Below are 23,979 nucleotides of genomic sequence, written 5' to 3' on the forward strand. Positions count from 1 at the left end.
CATTTGAAGACAGAATTTCACAAGTTGATTTATTGAGTTAGGGGGCTAGCCCCCTAACTCAATAAATCAAATGACACAGTTTAATGAACACTCCCGCTTAGACTTTTTGTTTTTTTACAAAGACAACTCCGTCAGGAGTAAAATATTGGTAGCAAATTAATGATAAAATCCCATCAGTGTTCCGCAGGAACATTATATTTCGTTCCTACGGAACTTGAGATTCAATCGCTGTTTTATCTATACTACCGATATAGAATCCCTACGGGATGGATGAGTTTATAGTTGTTACTAAAACCATCAGTATTATTGAGTACTAATCTAAAATTCTATCTTTACAAAAAAGAAAAGGTCAGATAGACTTAAAAAAACATCGATATTGAAGGCTTATCCAATTCAATACAATTATAAAACAATAAGTTTATGAACATTAATCGAAGAACATTTATCAAGGCTTCGTCTATTGCAAGTGCTGGTTTACTGGCAAATTCTCCCGTTTTTGCCAATGAATATCCTACCGTTCGTGTGCCATTGAGCCAAAGAAAATTTAGCAGTCCAATCATTGAAGCAACCATCAAAAGAATGAAAACCAGCATCAAAGATACGGAGGTAGCTTGGATGTTTGAAAACTGTTTTCCGAATACGTTAGATACGACGGTCAATTACCAAATCAAAAATAATCGTCCTGATACTTTTGTCATAACGGGCGATATTCATGCGATGTGGTTACGTGATAGTACGGCGCAAGTTTGGCCTTATATGCCTTTAATCAAGGAAGACAAACAATTAAAAGCATTGATTGCAGGCGTAGTAAACCGCCAAACAGAATGTATTTTGATTGACCCTTATGCGAATGCTTTCAACGATGGACCGGGGAAATCTGAATGGCTTTCTGACCACACCGAGATGAAGCCTGAATTGCATGAAAGAAAATGGGAATTAGATTCATTATGTTATACTGTTCGTTTGGCTTTTCATTATTGGAAAACAGCAAATGATACCAGTATTTTTGATGAGAAATGGTTGAAAGCTGCCAAATTGATTATTGCTACTTGTAGAGAACAACAACGTTTTCATGGAAAAGGACCATATCATTTTGGAAGAACTACTTCTTGGTCAACTGATACCGTTCCGGGAAATGGTTATGGAAACCCAACAAAACCAAATGGTTTAATTAATAGCATTTTCCGTCCATCTGATGATGCCACTACTTTTCCTTATTTAATTCCTGCTAACTTATTCGCAGTCGTTTCTTTCCGTCAGATTGCGGAGATTGCTACGAAGGTTTATAAGGATACAGCTTTTGCCAAAGAATGCACAGATTTTGCTAGTCAAGTAGAACAAGCAGTGAAGAAACACGCTATTATTACGCATCCTGTTTATGGACAAATGTATGCTTTGGAGGTAGATGGATATGGAAACCGTTTATTGCAAGATGATGCCAACGTACCAAATTTAATGGCTTTACCCTATTTAGGAGCCTTGAAATTATCTGACCCAATTTATCAGAATACTCGCAAGTTTATCTTTAGTGAAAACAACCCTTATTTCTTCAAAGGGAAAGCAGCCGAAGGTGTTGGTAGTCCGCATACTTTAATTGACCAGATTTGGCCTATGAGTATCATCATGCGTGCTATGACTTCCACAAACGACCAAGAGATTTTAGCCCAATTACGTTTCTTGAAAAAGACTCATGCCAATACAGGTTTTATGCACGAGTCTTTCGATAAAGACGATGCTACCAAATTTACCCGTAAATGGTTTGCTTGGGCAAATACTTTGTTTGGTGAATTAATGCTGAAAATAGAAAAGGAAAGACCGCATTTGTTGGGTGTGAAATTGTAGGTATTCTGATAGTTTAGTAGTAAAAAAAGGTTTGCAATACTATTCTTTGCAAACCTTTTTTAGTTCAAACATAGAAGAAAAACAAATGTCTCACTCATCAAACACAAAATGTCATTTCTTCAATTACTCCATTTTCTAAAACGTAAATATTATCTGATTTTTCGGCTATGCTATTACGGTGTGTAACCATGAAAATTCCTATCTCAGATTTTAGTTTTTCAAGAAGGTTTAGCACAAAATTTTCGGTATTATTATCCATTGCAGAGGTAGCTTCATCAAGTAACAATAAGTTGGGCTTACGATACAAAGCTCTTGCTAAAGCAACTAATTGTTTTTGTCCACCTGAAAGGTTTATACCTTCTTCGCCTACTATGGTTAAATAGCCTTGAGGAAGGTTTTCAAAAAATCTATCTAAACCAATGGATTTACAAAAGTCAACAGCTTTTTGTCCTTCATCCATCACATTACCTAAAATGATGTTATCAATTAAAGTACCATTAAAAATCTTAACGTCTTGTGGAACTACTCCTATTTTTCTACGCCAAACATCAGGGGCTATATTTTTGAATGCCAAATTATCATTTACAGAAATTTCACCTTCTTCATAATGCTGAAATTTTTGTAAAATTTGTAATAGCACACTTTTTCCAGAGCCAACTTCTCCTAACAATGTTACCATTGTACCTTTTCTTAGAAAAAGGGAGACCTTTTTCAATAATTGTGTTCTTCCTGCAAACCTAAATGACAAACTATTTACTGTCAGCGAATTAATATCTTCTAACTCTGTAATATCATATTTAACATCTAAATCATTTTCTGGTTTAATACTCGCAAATTCATACATTCTTTCAAAAGCTACTTTCGCTTCTTGAAGTTGTATATTGGTTGTTGATAATCTACTAACCGCTCCAATCATTCCAGAAGCAATTGAAATAGTTGCCATCATCGCTCCAATTTTAATATCCTTGTGTAATACAGCAAAAGAGGAAACGGACAAAATCGTGGTAATTAACAGTGCATTTAAGATTTCACTCCAAAATCCGTAACGATTGCTTAAAGTACCAAGCTCGTAGATTTTTTGTTGAAAAAGTTGATAATAAATCTTTCCAACTTGTACAAACATTGATTCTTTATTAGTTGCTTTGATAACAGAAATCCCAGTTATTGCATCTACAAAATGACTTTCAGTACTGGCGTATTGGCTCATTACCCCTTTTTGATTCTTGATGATTCTATCGTTGTATTTCCATATCAAACAGCCAAATAAAGGTAAACTTAATAAGGATAGTAAACCAACTGTAACGGAATAATTGAATACATAGACTGCCGAAACTAACAATACCAAAATATCAATGACTACGTTTCCTACCAGATAACTAATTACTTGTTGTATTCTACGAGTATCGTTTAGCCTTGCTATAATTTCCCCTGTTTTACGAGTATCAAAAAAAGATTTATGAAGGTGAAGAAATTTGTCATAGAAATCATCCATTAAACGATTATTAAAATCTTTACTTTGACGAAGTAAAAAGAAACCTCTTAAATAACCCAAACCAGCCCTCGCTAAAAGTAAAAAGCCTAATAAAGCCATTCCTAACCAAAGGCGTTGAGTTTGGTGTTTTGGAATAATTTCATCTAATAATTTCTGGCTAAAAATGGCTGTTGCCATACCTAAAACAGCTAAAGCAATACCCAAAACGGCTGCTATTACCAACATGGAAGTATCATCCCTCAATAATTCTTTAAACCATGCAATCTTTTTTTGATTATTTTGAGGAACTTTTTCAAAAGCTTCGGTTGGGCTTAAAATCAACACAGCTCTTGTTTTCCAGCAAGATAGTAATTCTTCTTCAGTCCAAATTTCAATACCTTTGGCGGGGTCTCCAATAATAAAACTTCCGTTAGTGGATGCTTCATAACAAACGATATAGTGTTCTAATTTTTCATCAATTACTACGTGGAGAATACAAGGAAAACTTGCTTGTTTTTTGAAAACTTCAAGGTCATCAACTTCAAAAGCTTCTGCTTGTAAATTTAGACTGTTAGCTGATTGTTTTAAACCTAAAAGGCTTGTTCCCTGAATACTTGTACCACTTGATTCTCTCAGACATTCAAGGGTATTTTCACCTCCATGATAGCGGATAATAGATAAAAGGCAAGCAACACCACAATCGGATTCATCTTGTTGAAGCATGAACCCTTTGGTTTGCTGAGAAAGATTTTTAGAAGTATTATTTTTCATAGTTTAGGTAAGATAAAAGGTAAAAACCATAGCAATAAAAGGACAAGAACTTGCCAGAGTAAACGTTCCATAAATTATAGATGATTGCTTTTCTGAGTAACTACATATTTTAAAAGTGCTTCTACTTTAGTCTCGCCTTTGAATTCTTTTTGCAATTGTTTTTGCTTATCATAAATAAAAATATGAGGAACAGAGATTGAACCAAAAACTTTCATGACACTTTCAGTCTTTAAATGTGCCAAAGACGTATTAGGCTGGTTGTATAAGTGATATTCTTTACTAAATGCTCTGATTGATGAACTATCAGCAAACGAAATCCACCATAAGTTGATACCAGAAAACGCTTGTTTCTTTTCAGTAATTGTTTTGGCTTCGTATTGGCAGTGTTCACACTCTGGATGAAAGAACATGATAATTGTTGGTAGTTCATTCATCTTAGGTTTATTATCTATCCATTGAAATAAAGAAAGCTGAGGCAAATGTTTTACTTGTTCAGTAAAAACCTTCTTTTCTTCAATTTTTTGATAGGATTGATAGCCAAAATAGGCTATAGTTGCCAAGACTAACAGAATTAGACCTAATAGTAATAGTTTTTTCATAGGGTATATTCAATTTATAATTTCCTACTTGGTGATTTAGGATGCTATATTTAAGCTAAGAAAAGTAATAAAAACCACCCAAAGTAAAAGCCCAGTACCATAACTTGACACTACCACTTCCATACTTTTGTTGAGAGAAAGGTTAAGAAGTTTTTTGAGCCAATAAGCCAAAAGAACCCAATAAATTAGCTCAAAAACATTCAATAACTGAAGTGGGTATACTTGCCAAGAAGGAAGCTTCTGTACATCAAATAATTGTAAAGCTGAAAGAGGAAAGAAATATTGTAAATCGTTTAAATCATAATGTGTTTGGATAAACAAAAACCAAAATAGCTTAATAATAGGAACTATCAAAAAAGGTGCTTCTGCCAACATCACAGCTTTAAAAATGATTGAAAAACTTACTTTACGCTCAAAGAAAAAGAAACCTGTTTGTAGAACAAGAGTAATAAGTAAAAATTTCACATAGTAAATAATTGGCAAAAGTAAATATCCTACCCATGCCCATTTATGAGATTGCTCAATTATGCCTTCAATTTTTTCTATTGTTAGTTGTTCTGCAAATGTATTGTAATACAGTGTATCAGAAATTAGAAATAGATTAGAGAAGTATGTAAATGCAATAACATTTAAAATTACTGTGAGAAATAAAACTGTATTGTTGTTTTTAAACAAGGCAATTAAGTTCATATTATTATATTAAAATTAATCATTCAATCTCTTGTCTTTTCCTTCAAGCTTATGAGAAATATAAACTGTAATTAGGCCTAAGATAAAGCCTCCGATAAGCCTATAAGCAGTAGATATATTTAGGCTAATTAAAAAATTCCTTAATGAAAGGTTGAAGCTGGCTCTAAAACATAAATATGTTGCAAATATTAACCAAGCAATACCGAACAAGCGTTGTTTTTTTTTACTCTTCATGATATTTTACTTTTATGTAGTTGAGTTGAAAGTACGTGTATCCCGTACTTTCAACAGAATGATTACATTACTACTTACTAGAATCACCTAATAAACATGCACCTCCAGCAAGAATTACTACCCCTATACCAACTGGCCCTAATGTCCAGCCTAATGAAAGACCTACACCAACACCTGCTGCATACCCAGCACAAAAAGTTGTTAAATCTCCTCCCTTTATCCCTGATAATTGGCAGTTTTGCGTTATTTTATTCATAATTGACAAATATTTAAAGGTTTTCGTTTATTAACATTATTATTAAATATAGATTCTTTTGGCTGCTGCTCCCCCACAGAAAGCCGCTACACCTACACCTATAAATCCCCAAGTTGCAGGAGCTATTGGAGATGTTGCAAACGCAGCAACTGTCCCTACACCTAAAGCAAAACCACAGGCAGCATCCCAATCGCCTCCCTGTAAGACTTCCATCTGATTAATTTCAATTTTTTTCATTGTATAAAAAGTTTATTGTTCAATTCAAGCACTATTGCAAGAACACAACAAACTTATGATAAGCTACTGAACTAAAAGTTCAGTGGCGAAAAAATATTTTAAATAATTTTCATTACTATATTTTTCATGTAATAATGTACTCAACGTTTGTACTTTTTGTTTGTAGCTTTTGTTATTCAATAGCTCAAATATAGCTTGCTCAATGCTTTGTTTGCTATCTGCTAAATCTGCTTTTTCTCCTAAACCATGATATACTACACGGGCAGCAGTTCCATTTTGGTCCCATTTATCATTTAATGGAAACAGAAGCATCGGTGTTGCTTGAATGATAGATTCAAATACAGAACCTGGGCCTGCATGGGTTAAAAAGACATCAGCTTTGCTCAGTATATCCATTTGTGGAGCATAATCTAAAAAAATGATGTTTTCAGATTTTGTTTTCAAGCCCGAACGCATACTTTTTTCTAAGGCAATCACAAAATATAAGCTTGGGTTCTCAAAAGCAATATCTATCATTGCGTTAAAAAATGTATTGATATTTACTTTTCTGTGGGTCAGATGCGATTTAAGCACCGTTCCTAATGAACAATACAACAATTTACTATTTTGATAAGTCTCTTTCTTTTTGATAAAATTCAAATAATTAGACTCTAAGTTTTCTTGTCGGTCTGTCATTACCATTGGGCCAACATACTTTTGCCAAGGTAATAATTGTTGTTCAGGGAAATCTAACTCTTTAGGTATCAAAAACCATTCTTCTACATTATTAAAGGTAGGGTTAAAAACTTTTTGGGTATTTATTTGAAACTTTTGAGGTATTTTTTGCTCTTTAAATTTCTGTCTGAGCATACTTAAATCACCTTTCCCAAAAAACTTTAAATCGTTTAAGAAGTAACGCCATTTGTATTTTCTAAAATACGATTTCCACAATTTTTCAGCATCTGCGTTAGGAAAGGCATAAGTATTTAACGGCGGTACTTTCTGATGATAATACATGGGAAACTTAGTTTGGAGTATTACCAATTTTCTTTTTTCAAGAAATGGATATAATAAAATAAAGTCTGAATAATTGAACTCATCCAAAAGTATCAAATCAGGATTTACGGTTTTTATTAGACCTTCGATATCTTTTTTCCTGAGCTTATATAGTTTATTGGTATGTCTATCAACCAAACTTTCCAGCCATTTTTCCTTTTTATCTTCATGTAAAAGGTCTTCAAGCCCAAGTGCAAAAGATATACTATTCATAGCATGAAATTGAAATCCATGTTTTTGGGTAAACCCAGTCATTTCTTGTGTCCCACCATAGTAAACATTAAAACCCTCATTCTTGTAATATTCAGCCAGCTTAACAGTTGGGTTTAAGTGTCCCATCAAAGCAGGAAAAAGAAAAACAGCAGTTTTCATATTGAAATATTGTATTATCAATTCATTTTCTGCAAATAGTTTTCTTTCACTGAACTATAAATTCAGTGAAAGAAAATTTCTAAAATAAATATTAATGTTGCTTCTTCCTCCATTGAGCTTTTCGGTTTCGTTTTTGGTGAGTTTCCGAAAACCAATTTCAAAGCTACCTTCTTCGGTATAAATATAGCTTCTGCTGAATGGACAGTAAGTGATGGGTAAGTTTAAATCATTGATTAACTCATCTCGGTATTTATACCATGCACGTTCGGTAATACCCAACTTTTGTGAAAGTTCTTTTGGTGTTCCAGTCGCTTTTAATTTTATAAGCCTATCTAAGTAGCTCAGGCGTTGGCAAATTTTAAAAATCATAGCTGTATTTTTGAGGGAGAAATATTTTTCATATTTATTATTAATGCTAAATTTTGCATTAATAATGCAGAAAATATGAAATAATTGATTTCGTTGTAATGTAAATATATTCATTTTCAATATTTACTGCAATTTTTTCAAGCTTTTTTCTTACAAAAAAATATTTTGAAATAGCATTCGTATTTGCTTAAGATTTTGGAAAGAGTATAAAACTAAAAAATCGGCATCAGAACAATCTGATACCGATTTTCAAGACATAAAATGTCAATACTTAATTCCCCAACTGACTGGCAATTTGCTTTAAAGTAATCTCAGCTATTTTGGCTGTGTAGCTTAAATTATTCAGGCGATAGCCAGAGTTTTCAAAACTTTGTTGTGCTTGTTTTACATCAATAATGGTGGCTTGTCCTAATTGAAAACGTTGATTCATTAATTTCAATAATCTATCTGCCAACTCATAATTTTGTTTTTCCGATTCAATCAACTGCAAAGTATTGCTATAAGCTTCCCAAGATTTTGCCGCAGTATTCTGAAAATTCTGAGCAATTACTTCTTTCTGTAAACGAGCCGTTTCTGTGTTAATCTTGGCAACTTGTACTTGGCGAGTATTTGCTGTTCCTGCATAGATTGGAATACTTGCGTTTACTCCTAAAAATGGTCCATAAGTTTGGTTTAATAAAGTAAAACCTGCACCACTTTGGTTACGTCCGTAGTTATAACCAGTATTCAAATTGACGGTTGGATAACGTCTGGCATTAGCTTCTCTTTCTAACAAAAGATTTACGTTAATTTGAGCTTCTGCCGATAAAATACTTGGATGCTTTTTGATATTCGCTTCTATGTTTTCCCATTGAAGACTTTTATCTAATTCAATCGTAGTATCAACAACAGTAATTGCCGTTTTAGGATTTAAAACTAAGCTACGAAGTAAGTCTGCTTTGCTTTGTTCAATCACAATTTTTTGTGTTTGTAAAGCTTGAGTTTGTGCATTCAAATCTAAATTCGCTTGTAAGAATTCCGCTTCGTTTGATAAACCAACGCTTTTACGAGCTTCAATCAATGAAAGTTTTTGTTTTGAAACTTCAATAGATTGAAGTAACGTAGCAACAAAATTTTGCTGTTGTACGACTGCAAAATACTTCAACATCACATCAGCAATGACATTCTGAACACTTGTATTGACTTGTTCTTGACTTTGCTTTTGCAATTCTTCCAAACGCTTTTTAGTAGCCATTACTCTACCCCCATTATACAACATCATAGTAGCCGTAACACTCATATTGGTATTGTTCGACACTACGCCTGTTCTGTTGGTACTTGTTCCGTTACTCAATTCTTGGTTCAAACCAGTTACTTGTTCATTCGTATTGAAACTACCCGTAACCGTTGGCAAACCGCCTGCAACACCAATATAATTATTGACAGTATTCGCAGAAAGCGCATTCTTTGAAATCTGAATATCCAAATTGTTTTTTAAGGCTGTTTCAATCGCTTGGCTTAGCGTAATTTGTTGCTGGGCCACAATCGTATGAATGCCTGTAACCAACAAACAGAACGCTAAAGGAACAGTATATTTAAGAAATATTCTCATGTTTTTTCGTTGATTTTCAAATTATTAGCCTACGATGTAAGCCTTTCTTTTATTAGGTTAAACCATTGCTTAACCTAATTCTTCCGCTAATTTAGATTCTTCCGTTTTGTAAGTTTTATTAGAGATAAATGTGTAAACGGCTGGAATTACAATTAGAGTAAGGATTAAAGAGAATAAAATCCCGCCAACAACTACAGTTCCTAAAGGAATACGGCTTGTTGAAGCAGCTCCTAAGCTCAAGGCAATCGGTAATGCTCCTAGTGAAGTAGCTAAACTTGTCATCAAAATCGGACGTAAACGTTGCGTGGCAGCTTCTACTACAGCATCAATTCTTGATAGTCCTTCGGCACGTTTATGGTTGGCAAATTCTACAATCAAAATACCATTTTTCGTTACCAAACCAATCAACATAATCATCCCGATTTGCGAGAAAATATTCAACGTTTGTCCGAATATCCAAAGACTACCCAATGCACCCGCCAAAGCCAAAGGCACCGTAATCATGATAGTGAATGGGTCTTTGAAACTTTCAAACTGAGCGGCTAATAACAAGTAAATCAATGCCAAAGCTAAACCAAAAGCAAAAGCAGTGTTTGACGAACTTTCAGAATAATCTCTTGAAGGACCACTCAATGCCGTTTGGAAAGATTTGTCCAATACTTTATCGGCAATGGCTTGCATGGCTTTTACGCCATCACCAATTGTTTTTCCTTCTGCCAATGAAGCCGAAATCGTAGCCGATTTCAAACGGTTAAAGTGAAATAATGTTGAAGGATTACTACTTTCTTCCAATTTTACTACCGCACTCAAAGGAATTCTTTCTCCACGAGCGTTTGTCACAAAAAGGTTTTCAATATCTGTTGGTTCTTTTCTTTCTTTACGTTCTACTTGTGCAATTACTTCGTATTGACGTCCATTCATCGTAAAGTAAGCTAACCTTCTACCACTGAATGCACCTTGAACAGCACTTACAACATCTTGTGTGGTTAAACCTAAATCCTTGATTTTAATGCGGTCGAAAGTCATTAAAATCTCAGGTTTGTTGAATTTTAAGTTTACGTCAACATTTTGAAAGGTTTTATCATTACGAGCTTCGTCCAAAAACTTAGGAATCGCTTCTTTAATTTTCGCAAAATCAATATTTTGTAATACGAATTGTACGGGCAAACTACCTCTTGAACCCAAACCTACCGAAATGGTTTGTTCTTGAATACCAAATACACGAGCGTTGTTAAAACGGCTCATTTTTTTGTTCAATAGTTTCGTCAATTCATCTTGGCTTCTTGTTCTTTGGTCTGGGTCAACCAAACCAATACGAGCCGCAGAAGAGTTTGTTCCGCCATTTCCACCAAAACCTGGCACAGCATTAAACACAAAGTCTTTTTCAGGAATAGAATCATTCAAGAAATTCGTTACTTCATCCGAAACCTTTTGGGTAAATAAATAACTTGACCCTTCGGCAGTACTTACTGTAAAACGGATACTACTTTTATCTTCCATCGGTGCAATTTCACTTTGTAAGTTTTTACCTGCCAGCCAAATTAACACACCACAAGCCACTACAATTACCCAAGCTACCCAACGAACTTTCATGAAGCCTTTCAAAATGTTTTTGTAGCCACTTTCCATACCCGTAAAGAATGGTTCGGTTTTGTCGTAAAGCCAACCGTGTCCTGCTTTTTTACGAGTTAAATAAACATTCAGTACAGGCGTAATGGTTAGCGAAACAAAGGCTGAAATCAATACCGCACCTGCAACCACAATACCAAATTCACGGAATAAACTTCCTACGAAACCTTCTAAGAAAATAACAGGAAGGAATACCACCGCAAGGGTTAATGAAGTAGAAATTACGGCAAAGAAAATCTCTTTACTTCCTTCCAAAGCCGCTTTTCGAATCGGTAAGCCTTGTTCTAATTTTCGGAAAATGTTTTCTGTAACAACAATCCCATCATCTACCACCAAACCTGTTGCTAATACGATTCCGAGTAAAGTCAATACATTAATCGTAAATCCGCAGAAGTACATGATAAAGAAAGTAGCAATCAAAGAGATTGGAATATCAATCAATGGACGAATCGCAATTAACCAATTTCGGAAGAAGAAGAAAATTACCAAAACTACCAAGCCAAATGAAATCACCAAAGTTTCTTCTACTTCTTTCAAAGAACGACGAACGTTTTTGGTGTTATCAATCAATAATTTAAACTGAATATCAGATTTGTTTTCCTTCTGAATTTCTTCTAAACGTTTATTGAATTCGTCTGCAATTTTAATGTAATTCGCTCCGGGTTGAGGAACAACTGCCAAACCCACAGAGTAAACGCCATTGTATTTCCAACTTTGTTCAAGTGTTTCAGGTCCTAATTCTACGTCTGCAATATCACCCAAACGCACAATACCAGTAATACTTTCACGGATAATTAAATCACGAAATTGTTGCTCAGTCGTTAATCTTCCCAAAGCACGAATCGTCATTTCGGTATTACTACCATAAATTTTACCTGCTGGTAATTCAACGTTTTCACGAGCCAAAGCTGTTTGAATATCCGTAAACGATAAACCATAAGCATTCATGCGGTCGGTTTTCAACCAAATACGCATGGCATAACGTTTCTGTCCTAAAATATTTACACCACTTACGTTATTGATGGTTTGGAAACGTTGCTGTAAAACGTTTTCTGCATAATCACTCAATTCCAGCAAACTTTTACTTCTACTTTGAATAGCCAAAAGCAAAATAAAATCACTGTTAGCATCTGCTTTAGAAACTACTGGCGGAGCATCAATATCTTGGGGCAAGCTTCTTACGGCTTGTGCTACTTTATCACGCACATCACTGGCTGCCGCTTCCAAAGGCACATCTAAGTTGAATTCTACCGAAATAGAACTACTTCCTAAAGTACTTGATGAAGTAATTGAACGAATACCCGGAATACCATTAATTTGTTTTTCGAGTGGTTCAGTAATTTGGTTTTCAATAATATCAGGGTTCGCACCAGTGTAAGATGTTCTTACGGTAACAATGGGCGGGTCGATGGCAGGGTAATCCCTTACTGCCAAAAACGAAAATCCAACTACCCCAAAAAGGATAATCAAGACGTTCATCACCGTGGCAAATACGGGTCTTTTAAGAGATAATTCTGAAATATTCATGAATAATGCTGATTAAATTAATGCAGGCTCTACTAAAAGAGTGATTAATTTTATGAAATCTTTTGAATGATGATTTTGAACGAAGAAAGTAAAATACTTATAAGTTTTTTACGCCTCTTACTTTAACAGGTTTATCTGGACGAGCAAATAAAACACCATCAACCACTACAGAATCGCCTTCGCTCAATCCACTTGTAATTTCAACAACATCTTCTTGTCTGAAACCCGTTTCTACTGTTACGTAGCTTGCTTTTCCATCTTTAACAACTACTAGTTTTTTAGATTTATCATCAGGAATAATAGCATTTGTCGGAATCAAAATACTGTTTTGAGCAGCACCAGCACTAAAATATACTTTTGCGAAAGTTCCCGGATTAGCATTGCAATTTGATAACAAAGCACGTACCAATAAATTACGAGTAGTTTGGTTGATTTGTGGCTCACGAGCAATGACAACTGCTTTGCAACGAGCTGCTTTTTGTCCTTCTACTTCTACTTCCACAACTGTTCCTTTGCGGATTAATTGTGTGTATTCTTCAGGAACGGTAAAATCAACTTTTAATTTATTGACTTGCTGAATGGTAGCAATAATGGTAGTAGGTGAAACATAGGCTCCTTGACTGATTTGACGTAAACCCAATACGCCAGTAAACGGAGCTTTCAAGACCGTTTTTTCAATTAATACTTGAGTATAAGCTAAATCTGCCTTTAAACTATTTACTTGGTTTAAAGCAGTATCGTATTCACCTTGACTAATCCCATTAATTGATAAAAGTTTAGCCAAACGTTTTTCTGTTTTTTCAGCTAAATCAAGCTGAACTTTGGTTTTATTCAATTGAGCTTGCAAATCAGCATCGTTGATTCTTGCCAAAACTGTTCCTTGGTTAACAGTAGTGCCTTCAGCAATATTCAAATAAGTAATTCTTCCGCTAACTTCTGTATGAAGTTCTACGAATTCATTAGCAACAATAGAACCATTGGCTTCAACATCCGAGCTAATGCTTTGTTTTTTAGCAATTACTACATCGACGATAGCAGGTTGGTCTTCTTTTTTATTATTGTCTTGAGGCTTCTTACTGTGGCAACTAGCCAAAGCTAAACAGATTGATGCCCCAACAGATACCATTGAGAGCGTATTTTTTTGCTTCATATTTACGTTTGTATGAATAATTTTCTTGCTAAATTTCTATAAAGGTACTTTATAAAGAATAACCTTTTGTCCCGATTTACTTCGTAATCTTAATATATTTCGACTAACTTATCATTTCTATAGATAAGTGGATTAAATATGCCAATTAACTACCTAGTAATGAGCATTCCTTGCTTCATGATGTTTCAAAATCTATGGCATAAAAAGCAGGCTTAGACTGTAAATGACACCTAACTCACCAATACTGAGCCTTAACTCACTAAAACTGCATTGTAAGTCAGATTTTCTGTATTAGCTTACAGTTTTAGTGAGCTGGAATACAGAAAATCTGAGTTGAAGCTCGCCAAAACAGTATTGAAGCTCAGAAAATCTGAGTATTAGCTCACTACTACTGAGTTAGTACTCAATAAATCTGAGTTAAAGCTCAGCCAAACTGAGTTAATAGTCAGAAATACTGTATTAGAACTCCCTTCGACGTTCTTTTGCTAATGCCAAGCGAGGGCTATAAAGTCTCCCAAATCCATTTAAGCCAGCCCCAAACCATTCTTCACAAAACGGAATATTTTTATTCGGTTTTCTACAAATTTGGTTCATGAACTTAAGCATCTGAGTTCAAAAATCAACCAAAACATACACAACAATGAACATTCCTATTACCACCATTATCAGCATAGCAATTCCTGTGCTTTGTTTAGTTTTCTACAAATTTATTTTTCGTTTACTGGGCATTATCATTATTCCAGAAGACAAAATTGGCTTAGTTACCAAAAAGTTCGTACTCTTTGGCGATAAAAAATCTTTACCCGAAGGACGAATCATTGCCACCGAAGGCGAAGCGGGTTATCAAGCTAAACCTTTAGCTCCAGGTATTTATTTTTGGTATTGGATTTGGCAATACGATATTACGCTTCAGCCACTTACCATTATTCCAACTGGTAAAATTGGCTTAATCTTGGCAAAAGATGGCAAAGAACTTGAAACAGGTTCTATTTTAGCTAGAAAAATCGAATGTGATGGTTTTCAAGATACGGAATCTTTTTTAAAAAACGGCGGAAGAAAAGGACGACAAACAGCGGTAATTACAGCGGGTTCATACAGAATTAATACTTTTTTGTTTGAAGTAGTCATTACTGATATTACTGAAATCCATGAAAACATGGTTGGGATTATTACTACGATGGATGGTGCTTCTATCGAAGCAGGACAAATTGCAGGTAAGTCAATTGACGGTCATAATAATTTCCAAGATGCTGATACTTTCTTGAATAGAGGAGGAAACAAAGGCTTACAACAACAAGTAATTTTAGCAGGTTCGTACAACTTGAATCCATGGTTTGTGAAAGTAGAAGAAATTCACATGACCGAAATTCCGATTGGTAATGTAGGCGTAGTCATTTCTTATGTAGGCGAAGAAGGTGTTGATATTAGCGGAACGGAGTTTAAACACGGAAATATTGTTTCAAAAGGCTACAAAGGCGTTTGGGCAGAAGCTTTTGGACCGGGTAAATATCCAGTAAATACTTATGTTCAGAAAATTGAAGTCGTGCCGACAACCAATTTGGTTTTAAACTGGGCAAGTGCAAGGTCAGAGTCGCATCAATTGGATAAAAATCTGTCAACAATTACGGTTCGTTCAAAAGATGGTTTCCCTTTCAATTTAGATGTTTCGCAGATTATCCACATTCCTAATTACGAAGCACCAAAAGTAATTGCCCGTTTTGGAAATATGAACAATCTTGTAAGCCAAGTGCTTGAACCAACCATTGGTAATTACTTTAGAAACTCAGCTCAGGATTCAGATGTAATTTCTTTCTTAGGCTCAAGAAAGGAACGTCAGGAAACAGCCAGAAGATATATTGGTGAAGTACTTTCGCAATACAATGTAAACGCTGTGGATACATTGATTGGTGATATTGTTCCGCCAGAATCATTAATGAAAACTTTGACTGATAGAAAATTAGCCGAAGAACAAAAGGTTACTTATGAAACCCAGAAAATGGCACAGGAAACCCGCCAAGCTTTAGAAAAAGAAACAGCAATTGCCGATATTCAAAAAGACATTGTAAAAGCCGACCAAGGTGTTGTAATTGCGGAAAGAGTAGCCGATGCTTCGGTGAAAAAAGCACAAGGTGAAGCCCAAAGTTTGAAATTGCAAGCAGGAGCAGAAGCCGAAAGAGTAAGAGTACAAGCCAGTGCGGAGTCTGAAAGAATTAAATTGATTGCCAATGCAGAAGCTGAAAAAATCAGTAAAACGGGTACTGCCGAAGCTGAGAAAATTTTAGCGATTGGTAAAGCTGACGCAGAAGCCTACAAATTGGCTGTTTCGGCAATGGGCGAAGGCAACTTTACACAATTGAAAATCACTGAAAGTATTGGTAAAGAGAAAATCAAAGTAATGCCTGATATTTTAATTACAGGCGGTTCAAACGACCAAAACGGAGCTTTGAGTGGATTGTTGGGCTTACGTTTGATGGAAGAAGTAGGCAAGAAAGTAGAGAAAACTTCTGTTGATGTACAAACAGATAAAAAAGAGTAATTAAAAGTGAGAAAGATTCATAAACCCGTGGAATATTTCTACGGGTTTATTTTTTCTAAGTATTAATACCAGTTTTCAGTCACCTAATCATCTTTTCAAAAATATCATGAACTATTCTAAAGTGTTTTTTCGTTATAATTTTCCCCATCTAAAAAACTAATGAAAATATACCGAATAAACTGATATGCAGAAACTTAATTTAACAATCACCCTCGAAACGTACAATAACGACACTGAGCTGTCGGTATTAGAAAATAAATTATTGAACGAAGCTCGTAAAGCTACTTACAAATCGTATGCTCCTTACTCAAATTTCCATGTAGGTGCTGCCATTCTTTTGGATGATGATACCATTGTGATGGCGAATAACCAAGAAAATGCAGCTTTTCCTTCTGGTTCTTGTGCAGAACAATCTGCTATTTTTTGGGTCGGAGCGAATTATCCAGAACGAAAAATAAAATCCATAGCAGTTATTGCTCGTCCGGGAAAAGGCAATGTATTCAGAGGCGTTTCTCCTTGTGGAGCTTGCCGACAAGCGATGTTGGAATATGAAGTTCGTCAGCAAGAACCAATTCGTTTTATCATGTTAGGAGCAAACAATCAGATATTAGTGACAGAATCCATTGGAGATTTACTTCCAATCAAATTCACTGATTTCTAAGTTTTTTGTAGAATGCTGTTAAGGCATCTATCTTTGTACAATGTTAGATTTCCTCCAGAAAAATACTTTTTCAATAGTTTATACTTTCTTTTTGGGCTTGATGCCCATATTTGCTAGCTCTAGTATAAGCTATTGGCTAATTATGAACGAGCAGGAAGTTCAACATTTTACAACACTTCAATGGGTTTTGGTTTATGTAGCTTCGTGCTTTAGCATGGCTTTTGCCCTTACTCCTACTACTTTTATTGCATTATTGAGTGGCTATTTCTTGGCTTGGAATGCCTTCGTTCCTATTGCCATTAGTTATTGGTGTGCCTCATACTTGGGTTTTAAAGTAGCGAAATTGATAGATGGGGGAAGATTTCTAAACAAACTTTCAGAAAAACCTAAAGTAAGACAAGTACTGGATAATCTTCAACAAGATGAATTTAAGATTATTTTATTGGCTCGTCTTTCGCCTGTTTTGCCTTTTGCCATTACTAATGTGTTGTTTTCTTTCTCAGGAACGAAACTAAAAAACTTTCTAACAGCAGGTTTTATCGGAATGCTTCCAAGAACTATTCTTTCAATTTGGTTAGGAACACAAGCCCAAGAAATTCGTAAACTGATAGAACACCCAAGTCAAGGCAGTGGCATTCAGTTTTTTGTTTTTGGTTTGATTCTGGTATCAATGTTGGGTTTGGGATATTTTATTAAGAAAGCTGTAAGTGTTAAGCTGTAGGAAGCAAGTTGTTCGTGAGACACGAACAATGGCAAGAGACACGAACAACGGCAAGAAGAGCTCAAAGCTCATAGCTTACAGCTTACTCTTAGCCTTCTCCATATAATACCTACGAGTTCTTCCAATCATCATTCCGCCGATTACTCCTGGTGCAATCCAAACTACTAAACCCGGAATATATGGTGGATTATTTACAACCAAAAATGCCGTTACCGTAGCAATATAAGCTCCGCCCATTCTTGAAATATGATTCTGAAACCAATATCTCGCTTGGAAAGGAACAGTATTATCAATTACTTTTTTGCCTGAGAATACTCTTAAATCTTCTGTAGCCATCAACAACGAAAAGATGCCAAAAACATTAAATAAAATGGCATAAAAAGTAATCCCTTTTTGATAAGCCAATACTCCAAAAGTCATCATTGCTAAAGCACTAATGATGGTTAAAATTGCACCAATCCAATCAATTAATTCGGGTGCTAAATTTTTCTTCATTCGCACTAATCTTACACCTGTGAAAGTATTATAAAAACTAAAAACAGCAATTCCTGCCAAGAATATTAATCGAAATTCCATTTTGAAGCGAATCAAAGCCGTTAGGGCTACTAAGAACATCGCCCAGTAAAATACATTGCCCCAAAACACATGGGCTTTTCCTCCTTTCTCGGCAAACATGGGTACTAAACCAGCAGTGAGTGCTGTAAAACCTGCTGCGATATGCACATACAATGCCATTTTTAAAACTATTTCCATTAGAGTATTCGTTTTGTGATTTACGTTTAGATTTTTATTTTTTGAATGGCTCAAAGGTAGGGCTACCTCACAAAATGGTAAAATACTTGGGGAAATGAACAAGAGATTGGGATGTTTGACAAAGTGGAGGGGATGTAATATCATCAATATAGTTCGTTAGGGCTAACTGTCAAGCTATATCTGAATATAACTACCCCTAAAAACTACTTATAAAAGGTTGAAATGTTAAAGAAATAAATTTAGATTTGTATAGACGATTTAAACAAAATTCTCATGGAAACAAATCAAGTTAAACTTTTAGCATCATTGGCTAAAAAAATCAAATCTGAGAGAAAAGAAAGAGCTAAAGTGATAGCCTCTTTACAGTCTGCCAAAATCTTAACAAAAAACGAAAACTTCACTGGTCATTACAGTCATTTAAAAAAAGTTGTTAATGTTTCTGCCTCCTAATGTATAATAAAAGACCAAACTTAATGCTTGGTTTTCATGGATGTGATGAATCTGTGAGAAACGAGTTAGTTACTAAACCTGATATTGTAAAGAAAAGTCAAGAATCTTTTGATTGGCTTGGGAATGGTTTCTATGTCTGGGAAAATAACTACGAGCGAGCTCTTCAATGGGCTTTAGATAAAAAAGCAAGAGGGAAACTACAAAACCCATCTGTTGTTGGAGTTGTATATCAACTGGATTACTGTTTAGATTTTACTGATGCTTCATTCATTAATATCCTTTCTTCATATTATGAATTGATGAAAGATGATTTACTCTTTGCTGGCAAAACACTTCCAGAAAATAAAGATTTACCGAAAGACAAACACCATGATTTAATTTTAAGAGAATTAGATTGTGCCGTTATTGAGTATTTACACCAAAAAATCAACGAACAAATCATTTCAGATATATCAACAAAAGGCTTTAGTGAATTAAAACATTTTGATACGGTAAGAGGTATTTTTACAGAAGGTGGACCTGCTTTTGAAGGGGCAGGTATTCAGGCTAAAAATCATATACAAATTTGTATTAGAAACCTTAACTGCATTAAAGGTTTCTTTATTCCTAGAAAAGAAATAAAGTTTCCATAACTTATTTTCAAGCTATGAAAAACCTTCTTTATCGTAAATTCAAACAATGGGAAGGTTATTTCATACTTCTCCAACCATCAATAATTAACATATTTTTCGTCAAAACTACCGTCTGCATATAAGTCTAATAGTCCGTAACCCGGAGCGGTTTGCTTGTTGTTGCCTTTCCACCAAGCACCACTTACAGCACCGTTACAGATATAAGTCACGTTATTATACTCAACTTTATCCCGTAAATGCACATGTCCACTCAAGCAAACTTTAACATTGGGATGTTGATAAAATAGATTGATAATTTTTGCGGTATCGGTGTGCATATCGCCTCCTAACATTTCCCATCTGTTTCCCACTTTTTCTTTAATCATCAAAGTGGCTGTAAGGATTGGAATATGCGATAATACAAGAATCGGTGTGGATGGATTGGTATTCTTTAGCTCATTTTCAAGCCAAGCAAATTGCTCATCACCTAGTTTACCAATGTACCAAGTATTATCAACATCAAGATGTACGCTATCAAGGATGATAAACTTCCAACCATTTTTCTCAACACTGTAATATGGTTTGGCAAGGCTCAATTTATCTAAAGTATATTGTTTGCCATAAACGGCTTGTCCTTTGTTGTTTTCACTCCACCAAACATCATGGTTTCCTAAACAGTAATGGGCTGGAATAGAACTTTCTGCTTTGATGATGTCTTCTAATAATTTCCATTGACTATTGATGTTGCTCAAATTTTCTTTGTTCATATCGAAAACAATATCGCCACCATTCAAGATAAAATCTACTTTAGGACTTTGTTGCTGAACGTGATGCAGACATTTAGCAAATTTTGCTGGAGCGTCTAATTCATTTTTTAAATGAACATCGGTAAGATGCGCTACTCTCAGGACTGGCTTTTTTCCTTTCAAGAGAGGGCTTAAAGCTGGCGTTAAAAATAAGCCTCCAATATTTTTAATGACGGATCTTCTTTCCATTATTTTCCTTGTTTGATTGTTTTTTTGAGTATCATTCCGACAAAAGTAAAGCCTTGATATATACTTTAGATGTTGGTATTGTCATGATTTTATTAAGAGTTGATAAAGCACTGTACTCATCATTTAGTAGCTAGGACGAACTTTAAAATTTGAAGAAGATAAAGGATACAATGTAGTACTGTATTGAGTAAATAGAGGTGATATTCGGTGGATTAAAGGAGCTATTGATTAACATTGCCTCGTTGAATGATAAAATTTATTACTTCACTGAGATATATACCTTGGGCATTTAGATTTATTAGCTTGGATTTTAGATATATGCTTTGGGCATTTAGATTTATTGGCTTGGATTTTAGATATATTCTTTGGGTAATTAGATTTAATAGCTTGGATTTTAGATATATATCTTTGGTATTTAGATTTATTGGCTTGGCTTTAAGATATATACCTTGGGCATTTAGATTTAATGGTTTGGCTTTTAGATATATATCTTGGGCATTTAGATTTAATGGCTTGGCTTTAAGATATACTCCTTTGGCATTTAGATTTATTGGCTTGGCTTTGTGATACATGCTTTTGGCAATGATACTAAAAAGGGAGAACAAGTTAATTTGCCCTCCCTTCTTTATACTATAAATTCCAACCTTGACGGTACTCTCTCTTCACAAACTGATTTGCTTCATCGAAATTGGTAATTTTCATCTCTTTTCCATCCCAAAGCAGTTTCTTTCTTCCATTATAGTCATATTCTTGTAACCATTGTTTGTCTTTTTTAGGAGAACGGAAGAAGTAACTTCTAATCGCTAAGTTCCCCATCAAAACAGCTTCCGACATTGGTCCTGAGTAATCAAAAGAAGAACTTAAAGGCTTATGTTTTCCGTAACCATCTCTACAAGCTTGTAACCATTGTTGATAATGTCCTGCACCATCCGAACCGACTACTCTTTCAATCGTGATAGGCAGTTTTTCGCCTTTTGCTTTCAAGCTTTCGCTTCCCCAAAGCGTAGGATTTGAACCATACACACCGCACATCATTACGCCTTTTGTGCCAAGCAATAATACTCCACCACTCCAGTCACCTAATTTTACATCAGCAGGAATTTCTTCTGGACGTTCAGGCATTAATCCGCCATCATACCAAGTCATTTTTACATCAGACTTTCCTTTTCTCGGAAATTTCAAATGAATCATGGAAGCAGCAGGATAACTTTCAGGGAAATATCCTTCTTTGAAAGGACCTGTCCAAGCGGTATTTGCAATACTACATTCCACTTCCGAAGGATAACCCAAGCCTAATACTCTATAAGGTGGGTCCATCATGTGGCAAGCCATATCGCCCAAAGAACCCGTTCCATAATTCACCCAACCTCTCCAGTTGAAAGGATGATAGGCTGGTTGATAATCTTCCCACTCGGCAGGACCAAGCCATAAATCCCAATCTACTTCTTTAGGAACTTCTACTTTGCCAGTTGGTTTAGCTATACCCTGTGGCCAAACTGGTCGGTTTGTCCAAACATGAACTTTAGATACTTCACCAATCAATCCAGCTTTATACCATTCCATCATTCTTCGTACACCATCGCCCGAAGAACCTTGATTTCCCATTTGTGTCACTACTTTTTGCTGAACAGCAGCTTCAGTCATTTTACGAACTTCGTAAATATTATGTGCCAAAGGTTTTTGTACATATACATGTTTGCCTAAACTCATCGCCGCCATTGCTGAAACATAGTGCGTATGGTCGGGCGTAGAAACCGTTACGGCATCAATATTATCCTTTTCTTTTTCCAGCATGATACGGAAATCTTTGTACTTATTAGCACTAGGAAACTTCTCGACAGACTGCTTCATTTGGCGGTCATCAATATCACAAAGTGCTGCAATGTTATTTCTTCCACTATCATAAGCGCCAAGAATATCCGACCAACCTTTACCTCCGCAACCGATGGCAGCGATATTGAGTTTATCGGAAGGAGCAATGAAGCCTTTTCCGCCTAACACATGGCGAGGTACAATGTAGAAACCCGCTACTGCCAAAGAACTTTTCTTGAGAAAATCCCGTCTTGAATTATTTTCCATATTTAAAAACTCCTTTGCCCAAACAGGAGTGGTTTAAAGCTTTTACTGATTCGAATGGGCAAATGAATCAGTTTGGTTTGCTAATGATTATTGAATATAAGAAGTTTATTGATTCGCTACTAAAGATATACTCGTTGAAATTAGCTTTTGTACTGTGATATGAGGAATTGATTATGTTATTTTGAGAAAGAATTCCAAACACTTCACTCAAATGAAAATTGAAACATTAGCGATACAGTCCACTCAAATGCACGATGCCAATGCAGGTGCTGTCACTTCGCCTATTTATTTATCCACCACTTTTGAAAGAGAGACAGACGGCTCATACTCACACGGATATATTTATTCAAGAGCTGATAATCCCAATCGTCAGCTTTTAGAAAAAAGTATTGCTTTACTTGAAAACGGAACCGTTGGATTAGCCTTTGCTTCAGGCATGGCAGCAACTACTGCTTTGTTTCAAAGCTTACAATCAGGCGACCATATCATTACTCCAGACGATGCTTACTTTGCTACGAATGTATTAATCACCGAAGTATTCGGACAATGGGGTTTGTCTATGACAACTGTGGATATGACAGATTTGGAAGCAGTAAAATCAGCCATTCAACCCAATACCAAATTATTTTGGATAGAAACGCCTTCCAATCCACAACTAAAAATTGCCGATATTCAAGCCATTAGCGAAATCGCAAAAGGAATCGGAGCTTTGGTAGCCGTTGATAATACTTGGGCAACACCCATTTTACAAAGACCATTAGATTTAGGTGCTGATATAGTGATGCACTCAACCACAAAGTATTTTGGTGGACACAGTGATGTTTTAAGTGGTGCGTTAATCATCAAAGAAGAAGGTGAATTATCGAATAAATTAAGAACGATTCAGAAATTAACTGGCGGAGTACCTTCTCCATTTGAGTCGTGGTTAGTGGCGAGAGGCATTAAAACTTTGGCTTTAAGAGTAAAAGCACAAACAGAAAACGCTGGGAAATTAGCTGATTTCCTAAGTACTCATCCACAAATAGAAGCAGTACATTATCCAGGTTTAACAACCCATCCACAACATGCAATTGCCAAAAAACAAATGGTAAATGGTTTTGGAGCGATGCTTTCAGTACAAGTAAAAGGTGATGCTAAACATGCGATGGCATTAACTGGGAAACTCAAACTTTTTATAACAGCAACCAGTTTAGGCGGCGTAGAAAGTTTAATTGAACATAGAAAATCAGTAGAAGGAACAGATAGCCCAACACCCGATAATTTACTTCGTGTTTCTGTGGGACTAGAGAATATTGATGATTTAATTGATGATTGGTCAACGGCGTTGAAATAAGTTTTGAAGGAGGTTTCGCAAGAGCCTCCTTTTTTGATGCACCTGTTTCAAATTTATCCTTGTTTAA

At 35.4% G+C, this 23,979-nt stretch carries 22 protein-coding genes; 8 read left to right on the top strand and 14 right to left on the bottom strand.

The features are described from left to right. Positions 1-420: 420 nt before the first annotated feature. A complete protein-coding gene (locus tag ABID42_RS17025; RefSeq protein WP_367284708.1) occupies positions 421-1,842 on the top strand; it encodes a glycoside hydrolase family 125 protein in 1,422 nt (473 codons plus the stop codon). A 97-nt stretch (positions 1,843-1,939) separates the two neighbouring features. On the opposite strand, the gene ABID42_RS17030 is transcribed toward ABID42_RS17025, so the two are convergent. From ABID42_RS17030 to ABID42_RS17080, 11 genes are all read right to left on the bottom strand, one after another. Then, entirely contained in the window at positions 1,940-4,084 is a 2,145-nt protein-coding gene (locus ABID42_RS17030) for a peptidase domain-containing ABC transporter (RefSeq protein WP_367284709.1), read from the bottom strand. Between the two features lie 74 nt (positions 4,085-4,158). After that, positions 4,159-4,683: a peroxiredoxin family protein gene (locus ABID42_RS17035; RefSeq protein WP_367284710.1), complete on the bottom strand. Its 525-nt coding sequence runs from the start codon at positions 4,681-4,683 to the stop codon at positions 4,159-4,161. A gap of 36 nt (positions 4,684-4,719) precedes the next feature. Then, positions 4,720-5,373 carry a hypothetical protein gene (locus ABID42_RS17040; protein ID WP_367284711.1) on the bottom strand — a complete coding sequence of 218 codons (654 nt, stop codon included), beginning with the start codon at positions 5,371-5,373 and terminating at the stop codon, positions 4,720-4,722. Positions 5,374-5,388: 15 nt separating this feature from the next. Continuing rightward, on the bottom strand, positions 5,389-5,607 hold the full coding sequence (locus ABID42_RS17045; protein WP_367284712.1) for a hypothetical protein: 219 nt from the start codon (positions 5,605-5,607) through the stop codon (positions 5,389-5,391). Between the two features lie 70 nt (positions 5,608-5,677). Continuing rightward, positions 5,678-5,863 (bottom strand): hypothetical protein, encoded by a 186-nt coding sequence (locus ABID42_RS17050; protein ID WP_367284713.1) that lies wholly within the window; start codon positions 5,861-5,863, stop codon positions 5,678-5,680. 42 nt (positions 5,864-5,905) lie between these two features. Continuing rightward, on the bottom strand, positions 5,906-6,076 hold the full coding sequence (locus tag ABID42_RS17055; protein WP_367284714.1) for a hypothetical protein: 171 nt from the start codon (positions 6,074-6,076) through the stop codon (positions 5,906-5,908). An 87-nt stretch (positions 6,077-6,163) separates the two neighbouring features. Continuing rightward, positions 6,164-7,507, bottom strand: a complete 1,344-nt coding sequence (locus ABID42_RS17060) for a glycosyltransferase (RefSeq protein WP_367284715.1) — start codon at positions 7,505-7,507, stop codon at positions 6,164-6,166. A gap of 54 nt (positions 7,508-7,561) precedes the next feature. Further along, complete coding sequence (locus ABID42_RS17065) at positions 7,562-7,990, bottom strand: hypothetical protein (protein WP_367284716.1); 429 nt, start codon at positions 7,988-7,990, stop codon at positions 7,562-7,564. Positions 7,991-8,147: 157 nt separating this feature from the next. Next, positions 8,148-9,467: a TolC family protein gene (locus tag ABID42_RS17070; RefSeq protein WP_367284717.1), complete on the bottom strand. Its 1,320-nt coding sequence runs from the start codon at positions 9,465-9,467 to the stop codon at positions 8,148-8,150. A gap of 69 nt (positions 9,468-9,536) precedes the next feature. Then, positions 9,537-12,623 (bottom strand): efflux RND transporter permease subunit, encoded by a 3,087-nt coding sequence (locus tag ABID42_RS17075; protein ID WP_323258417.1) that lies wholly within the window; start codon positions 12,621-12,623, stop codon positions 9,537-9,539. A gap of 97 nt (positions 12,624-12,720) precedes the next feature. Continuing rightward, the gene (locus tag ABID42_RS17080; RefSeq protein ID WP_367284718.1) at positions 12,721-13,773 is read right to left on the bottom strand and encodes an efflux RND transporter periplasmic adaptor subunit; all 1,053 of its coding nucleotides are present in this window, start codon (positions 13,771-13,773) and stop codon (positions 12,721-12,723) included. 640 nt (positions 13,774-14,413) lie between these two features. On the opposite strand from ABID42_RS17080, the gene ABID42_RS17085 reads away from it, so the two are divergent. The 3 genes from ABID42_RS17085 to ABID42_RS17095 all read left to right on the top strand — a co-directional run bounded on the left by ABID42_RS17085 (position 14,414) and on the right by ABID42_RS17095 (position 17,691). Next, a complete protein-coding gene (locus tag ABID42_RS17085) occupies positions 14,414-16,309 on the top strand; it encodes an SPFH domain-containing protein (protein ID WP_367284719.1) in 1,896 nt (631 codons plus the stop codon). Between the two features lie 184 nt (positions 16,310-16,493). Next, on the top strand, positions 16,494-16,970 hold the full coding sequence (locus ABID42_RS17090) for a cytidine deaminase (protein WP_367284720.1): 477 nt from the start codon (positions 16,494-16,496) through the stop codon (positions 16,968-16,970). A 142-nt stretch (positions 16,971-17,112) separates the two neighbouring features. Beyond that, the gene (locus ABID42_RS17095) at positions 17,113-17,691 is read left to right on the top strand and encodes a TVP38/TMEM64 family protein (RefSeq protein WP_367284721.1); all 579 of its coding nucleotides are present in this window, start codon (positions 17,113-17,115) and stop codon (positions 17,689-17,691) included. A gap of 75 nt (positions 17,692-17,766) precedes the next feature. Here ABID42_RS17095 and ABID42_RS17100 read toward each other — a convergent pair whose 3' ends face one another. Next, a complete protein-coding gene (locus ABID42_RS17100; RefSeq protein ID WP_367284722.1) occupies positions 17,767-18,444 on the bottom strand; it encodes a DUF2306 domain-containing protein in 678 nt (225 codons plus the stop codon). A 273-nt stretch (positions 18,445-18,717) separates the two neighbouring features. Here ABID42_RS17100 and ABID42_RS17105 point away from each other — a divergent pair, with 273 nt between their 5' ends. Both ABID42_RS17105 and ABID42_RS17110 read left to right on the top strand, forming a co-directional pair. Beyond that, on the top strand, positions 18,718-18,894 hold the full coding sequence (locus tag ABID42_RS17105) for a hypothetical protein (protein ID WP_367284723.1): 177 nt from the start codon (positions 18,718-18,720) through the stop codon (positions 18,892-18,894). 23 nt (positions 18,895-18,917) lie between these two features. Next, positions 18,918-19,526: a hypothetical protein gene (locus ABID42_RS17110; protein ID WP_367284724.1), complete on the top strand. Its 609-nt coding sequence runs from the start codon at positions 18,918-18,920 to the stop codon at positions 19,524-19,526. A 77-nt stretch (positions 19,527-19,603) separates the two neighbouring features. On the opposite strand, the gene ABID42_RS17115 is transcribed toward ABID42_RS17110, so the two are convergent. Then, positions 19,604-20,500, bottom strand: coding sequence for a metallophosphoesterase family protein (locus ABID42_RS17115; protein ID WP_367284725.1), 897 nt, complete (start codon positions 20,498-20,500; stop codon positions 19,604-19,606). Between the two features lie 246 nt (positions 20,501-20,746). Here ABID42_RS17115 and ABID42_RS17120 point away from each other — a divergent pair, with 246 nt between their 5' ends. Then, a complete protein-coding gene (locus ABID42_RS17120) occupies positions 20,747-21,067 on the top strand; it encodes a hypothetical protein (protein ID WP_367284726.1) in 321 nt (106 codons plus the stop codon). Between the two features lie 63 nt (positions 21,068-21,130). On the opposite strand, the gene ABID42_RS17125 is transcribed toward ABID42_RS17120, so the two are convergent. After that, a complete protein-coding gene (locus ABID42_RS17125; protein WP_367284727.1) occupies positions 21,131-22,579 on the bottom strand; it encodes a Gfo/Idh/MocA family protein in 1,449 nt (482 codons plus the stop codon). 211 nt (positions 22,580-22,790) lie between these two features. Here ABID42_RS17125 and ABID42_RS17130 point away from each other — a divergent pair, with 211 nt between their 5' ends. Then, a complete protein-coding gene (locus ABID42_RS17130; RefSeq protein ID WP_367284728.1) occupies positions 22,791-23,912 on the top strand; it encodes a trans-sulfuration enzyme family protein in 1,122 nt (373 codons plus the stop codon). Positions 23,913-23,979 lie beyond the last annotated feature (67 nt).

The organism is Arcicella rosea, from assembly GCF_040543805.1.
Taxonomy (GTDB): domain Bacteria; phylum Bacteroidota; class Bacteroidia; order Cytophagales; family Spirosomataceae; genus Arcicella; species Arcicella rosea.

Coding starts and splice junctions, on each gene's coding strand:
- ABID42_RS17035 (WP_367284710.1), bottom strand. CDS start 4,683: ATGAAAAAACTATTACTATTAGGTCTAATTCTGTTAGTCTTGGCAACT.
- ABID42_RS17080 (WP_367284718.1), bottom strand. CDS start 13,773: ATGAAGCAAAAAAATACGCTCTCAATGGTATCTGTTGGGGCATCAATC.
- ABID42_RS17130 (WP_367284728.1), top strand. CDS start 22,791: ATGAAAATTGAAACATTAGCGATACAGTCCACTCAAATGCACGATGCC.
- ABID42_RS17095 (WP_367284721.1), top strand. CDS start 17,113: ATGAACGAGCAGGAAGTTCAACATTTTACAACACTTCAATGGGTTTTG.
- ABID42_RS17065 (WP_367284716.1), bottom strand. CDS start 7,990: ATGAATATATTTACATTACAACGAAATCAATTATTTCATATTTTCTGC.
- ABID42_RS17105 (WP_367284723.1), top strand. CDS start 18,718: ATGGAAACAAATCAAGTTAAACTTTTAGCATCATTGGCTAAAAAAATC.
- ABID42_RS17040 (WP_367284711.1), bottom strand. CDS start 5,373: ATGAACTTAATTGCCTTGTTTAAAAACAACAATACAGTTTTATTTCTC.
- ABID42_RS17100 (WP_367284722.1), bottom strand. CDS start 18,444: ATGGAAATAGTTTTAAAAATGGCATTGTATGTGCATATCGCAGCAGGT.
- ABID42_RS17110 (WP_367284724.1), top strand. CDS start 18,918: ATGCTTGGTTTTCATGGATGTGATGAATCTGTGAGAAACGAGTTAGTT.
- ABID42_RS17025 (WP_367284708.1), top strand. CDS start 421: ATGAACATTAATCGAAGAACATTTATCAAGGCTTCGTCTATTGCAAGT.
- ABID42_RS17125 (WP_367284727.1), bottom strand. CDS start 22,579: ATGGAAAATAATTCAAGACGGGATTTTCTCAAGAAAAGTTCTTTGGCA.
- ABID42_RS17055 (WP_367284714.1), bottom strand. CDS start 6,076: ATGGAAGTCTTACAGGGAGGCGATTGGGATGCTGCCTGTGGTTTTGCT.
- ABID42_RS17030 (WP_367284709.1), bottom strand. CDS start 4,084: ATGAAAAATAATACTTCTAAAAATCTTTCTCAGCAAACCAAAGGGTTC.
- ABID42_RS17060 (WP_367284715.1), bottom strand. CDS start 7,507: ATGAAAACTGCTGTTTTTCTTTTTCCTGCTTTGATGGGACACTTAAAC.
- ABID42_RS17115 (WP_367284725.1), bottom strand. CDS start 20,500: ATGGAAAGAAGATCCGTCATTAAAAATATTGGAGGCTTATTTTTAACG.
- ABID42_RS17045 (WP_367284712.1), bottom strand. CDS start 5,607: ATGAAGAGTAAAAAAAAACAACGCTTGTTCGGTATTGCTTGGTTAATA.
- ABID42_RS17090 (WP_367284720.1), top strand. CDS start 16,494: ATGCAGAAACTTAATTTAACAATCACCCTCGAAACGTACAATAACGAC.
- ABID42_RS17050 (WP_367284713.1), bottom strand. CDS start 5,863: ATGAATAAAATAACGCAAAACTGCCAATTATCAGGGATAAAGGGAGGA.
- ABID42_RS17120 (WP_367284726.1), top strand. CDS start 20,747: ATGATAAAATTTATTACTTCACTGAGATATATACCTTGGGCATTTAGA.
- ABID42_RS17085 (WP_367284719.1), top strand. CDS start 14,414: ATGAACATTCCTATTACCACCATTATCAGCATAGCAATTCCTGTGCTT.
- ABID42_RS17075 (WP_323258417.1), bottom strand. CDS start 12,623: ATGAATATTTCAGAATTATCTCTTAAAAGACCCGTATTTGCCACGGTG.
- ABID42_RS17070 (WP_367284717.1), bottom strand. CDS start 9,467: ATGAGAATATTTCTTAAATATACTGTTCCTTTAGCGTTCTGTTTGTTG.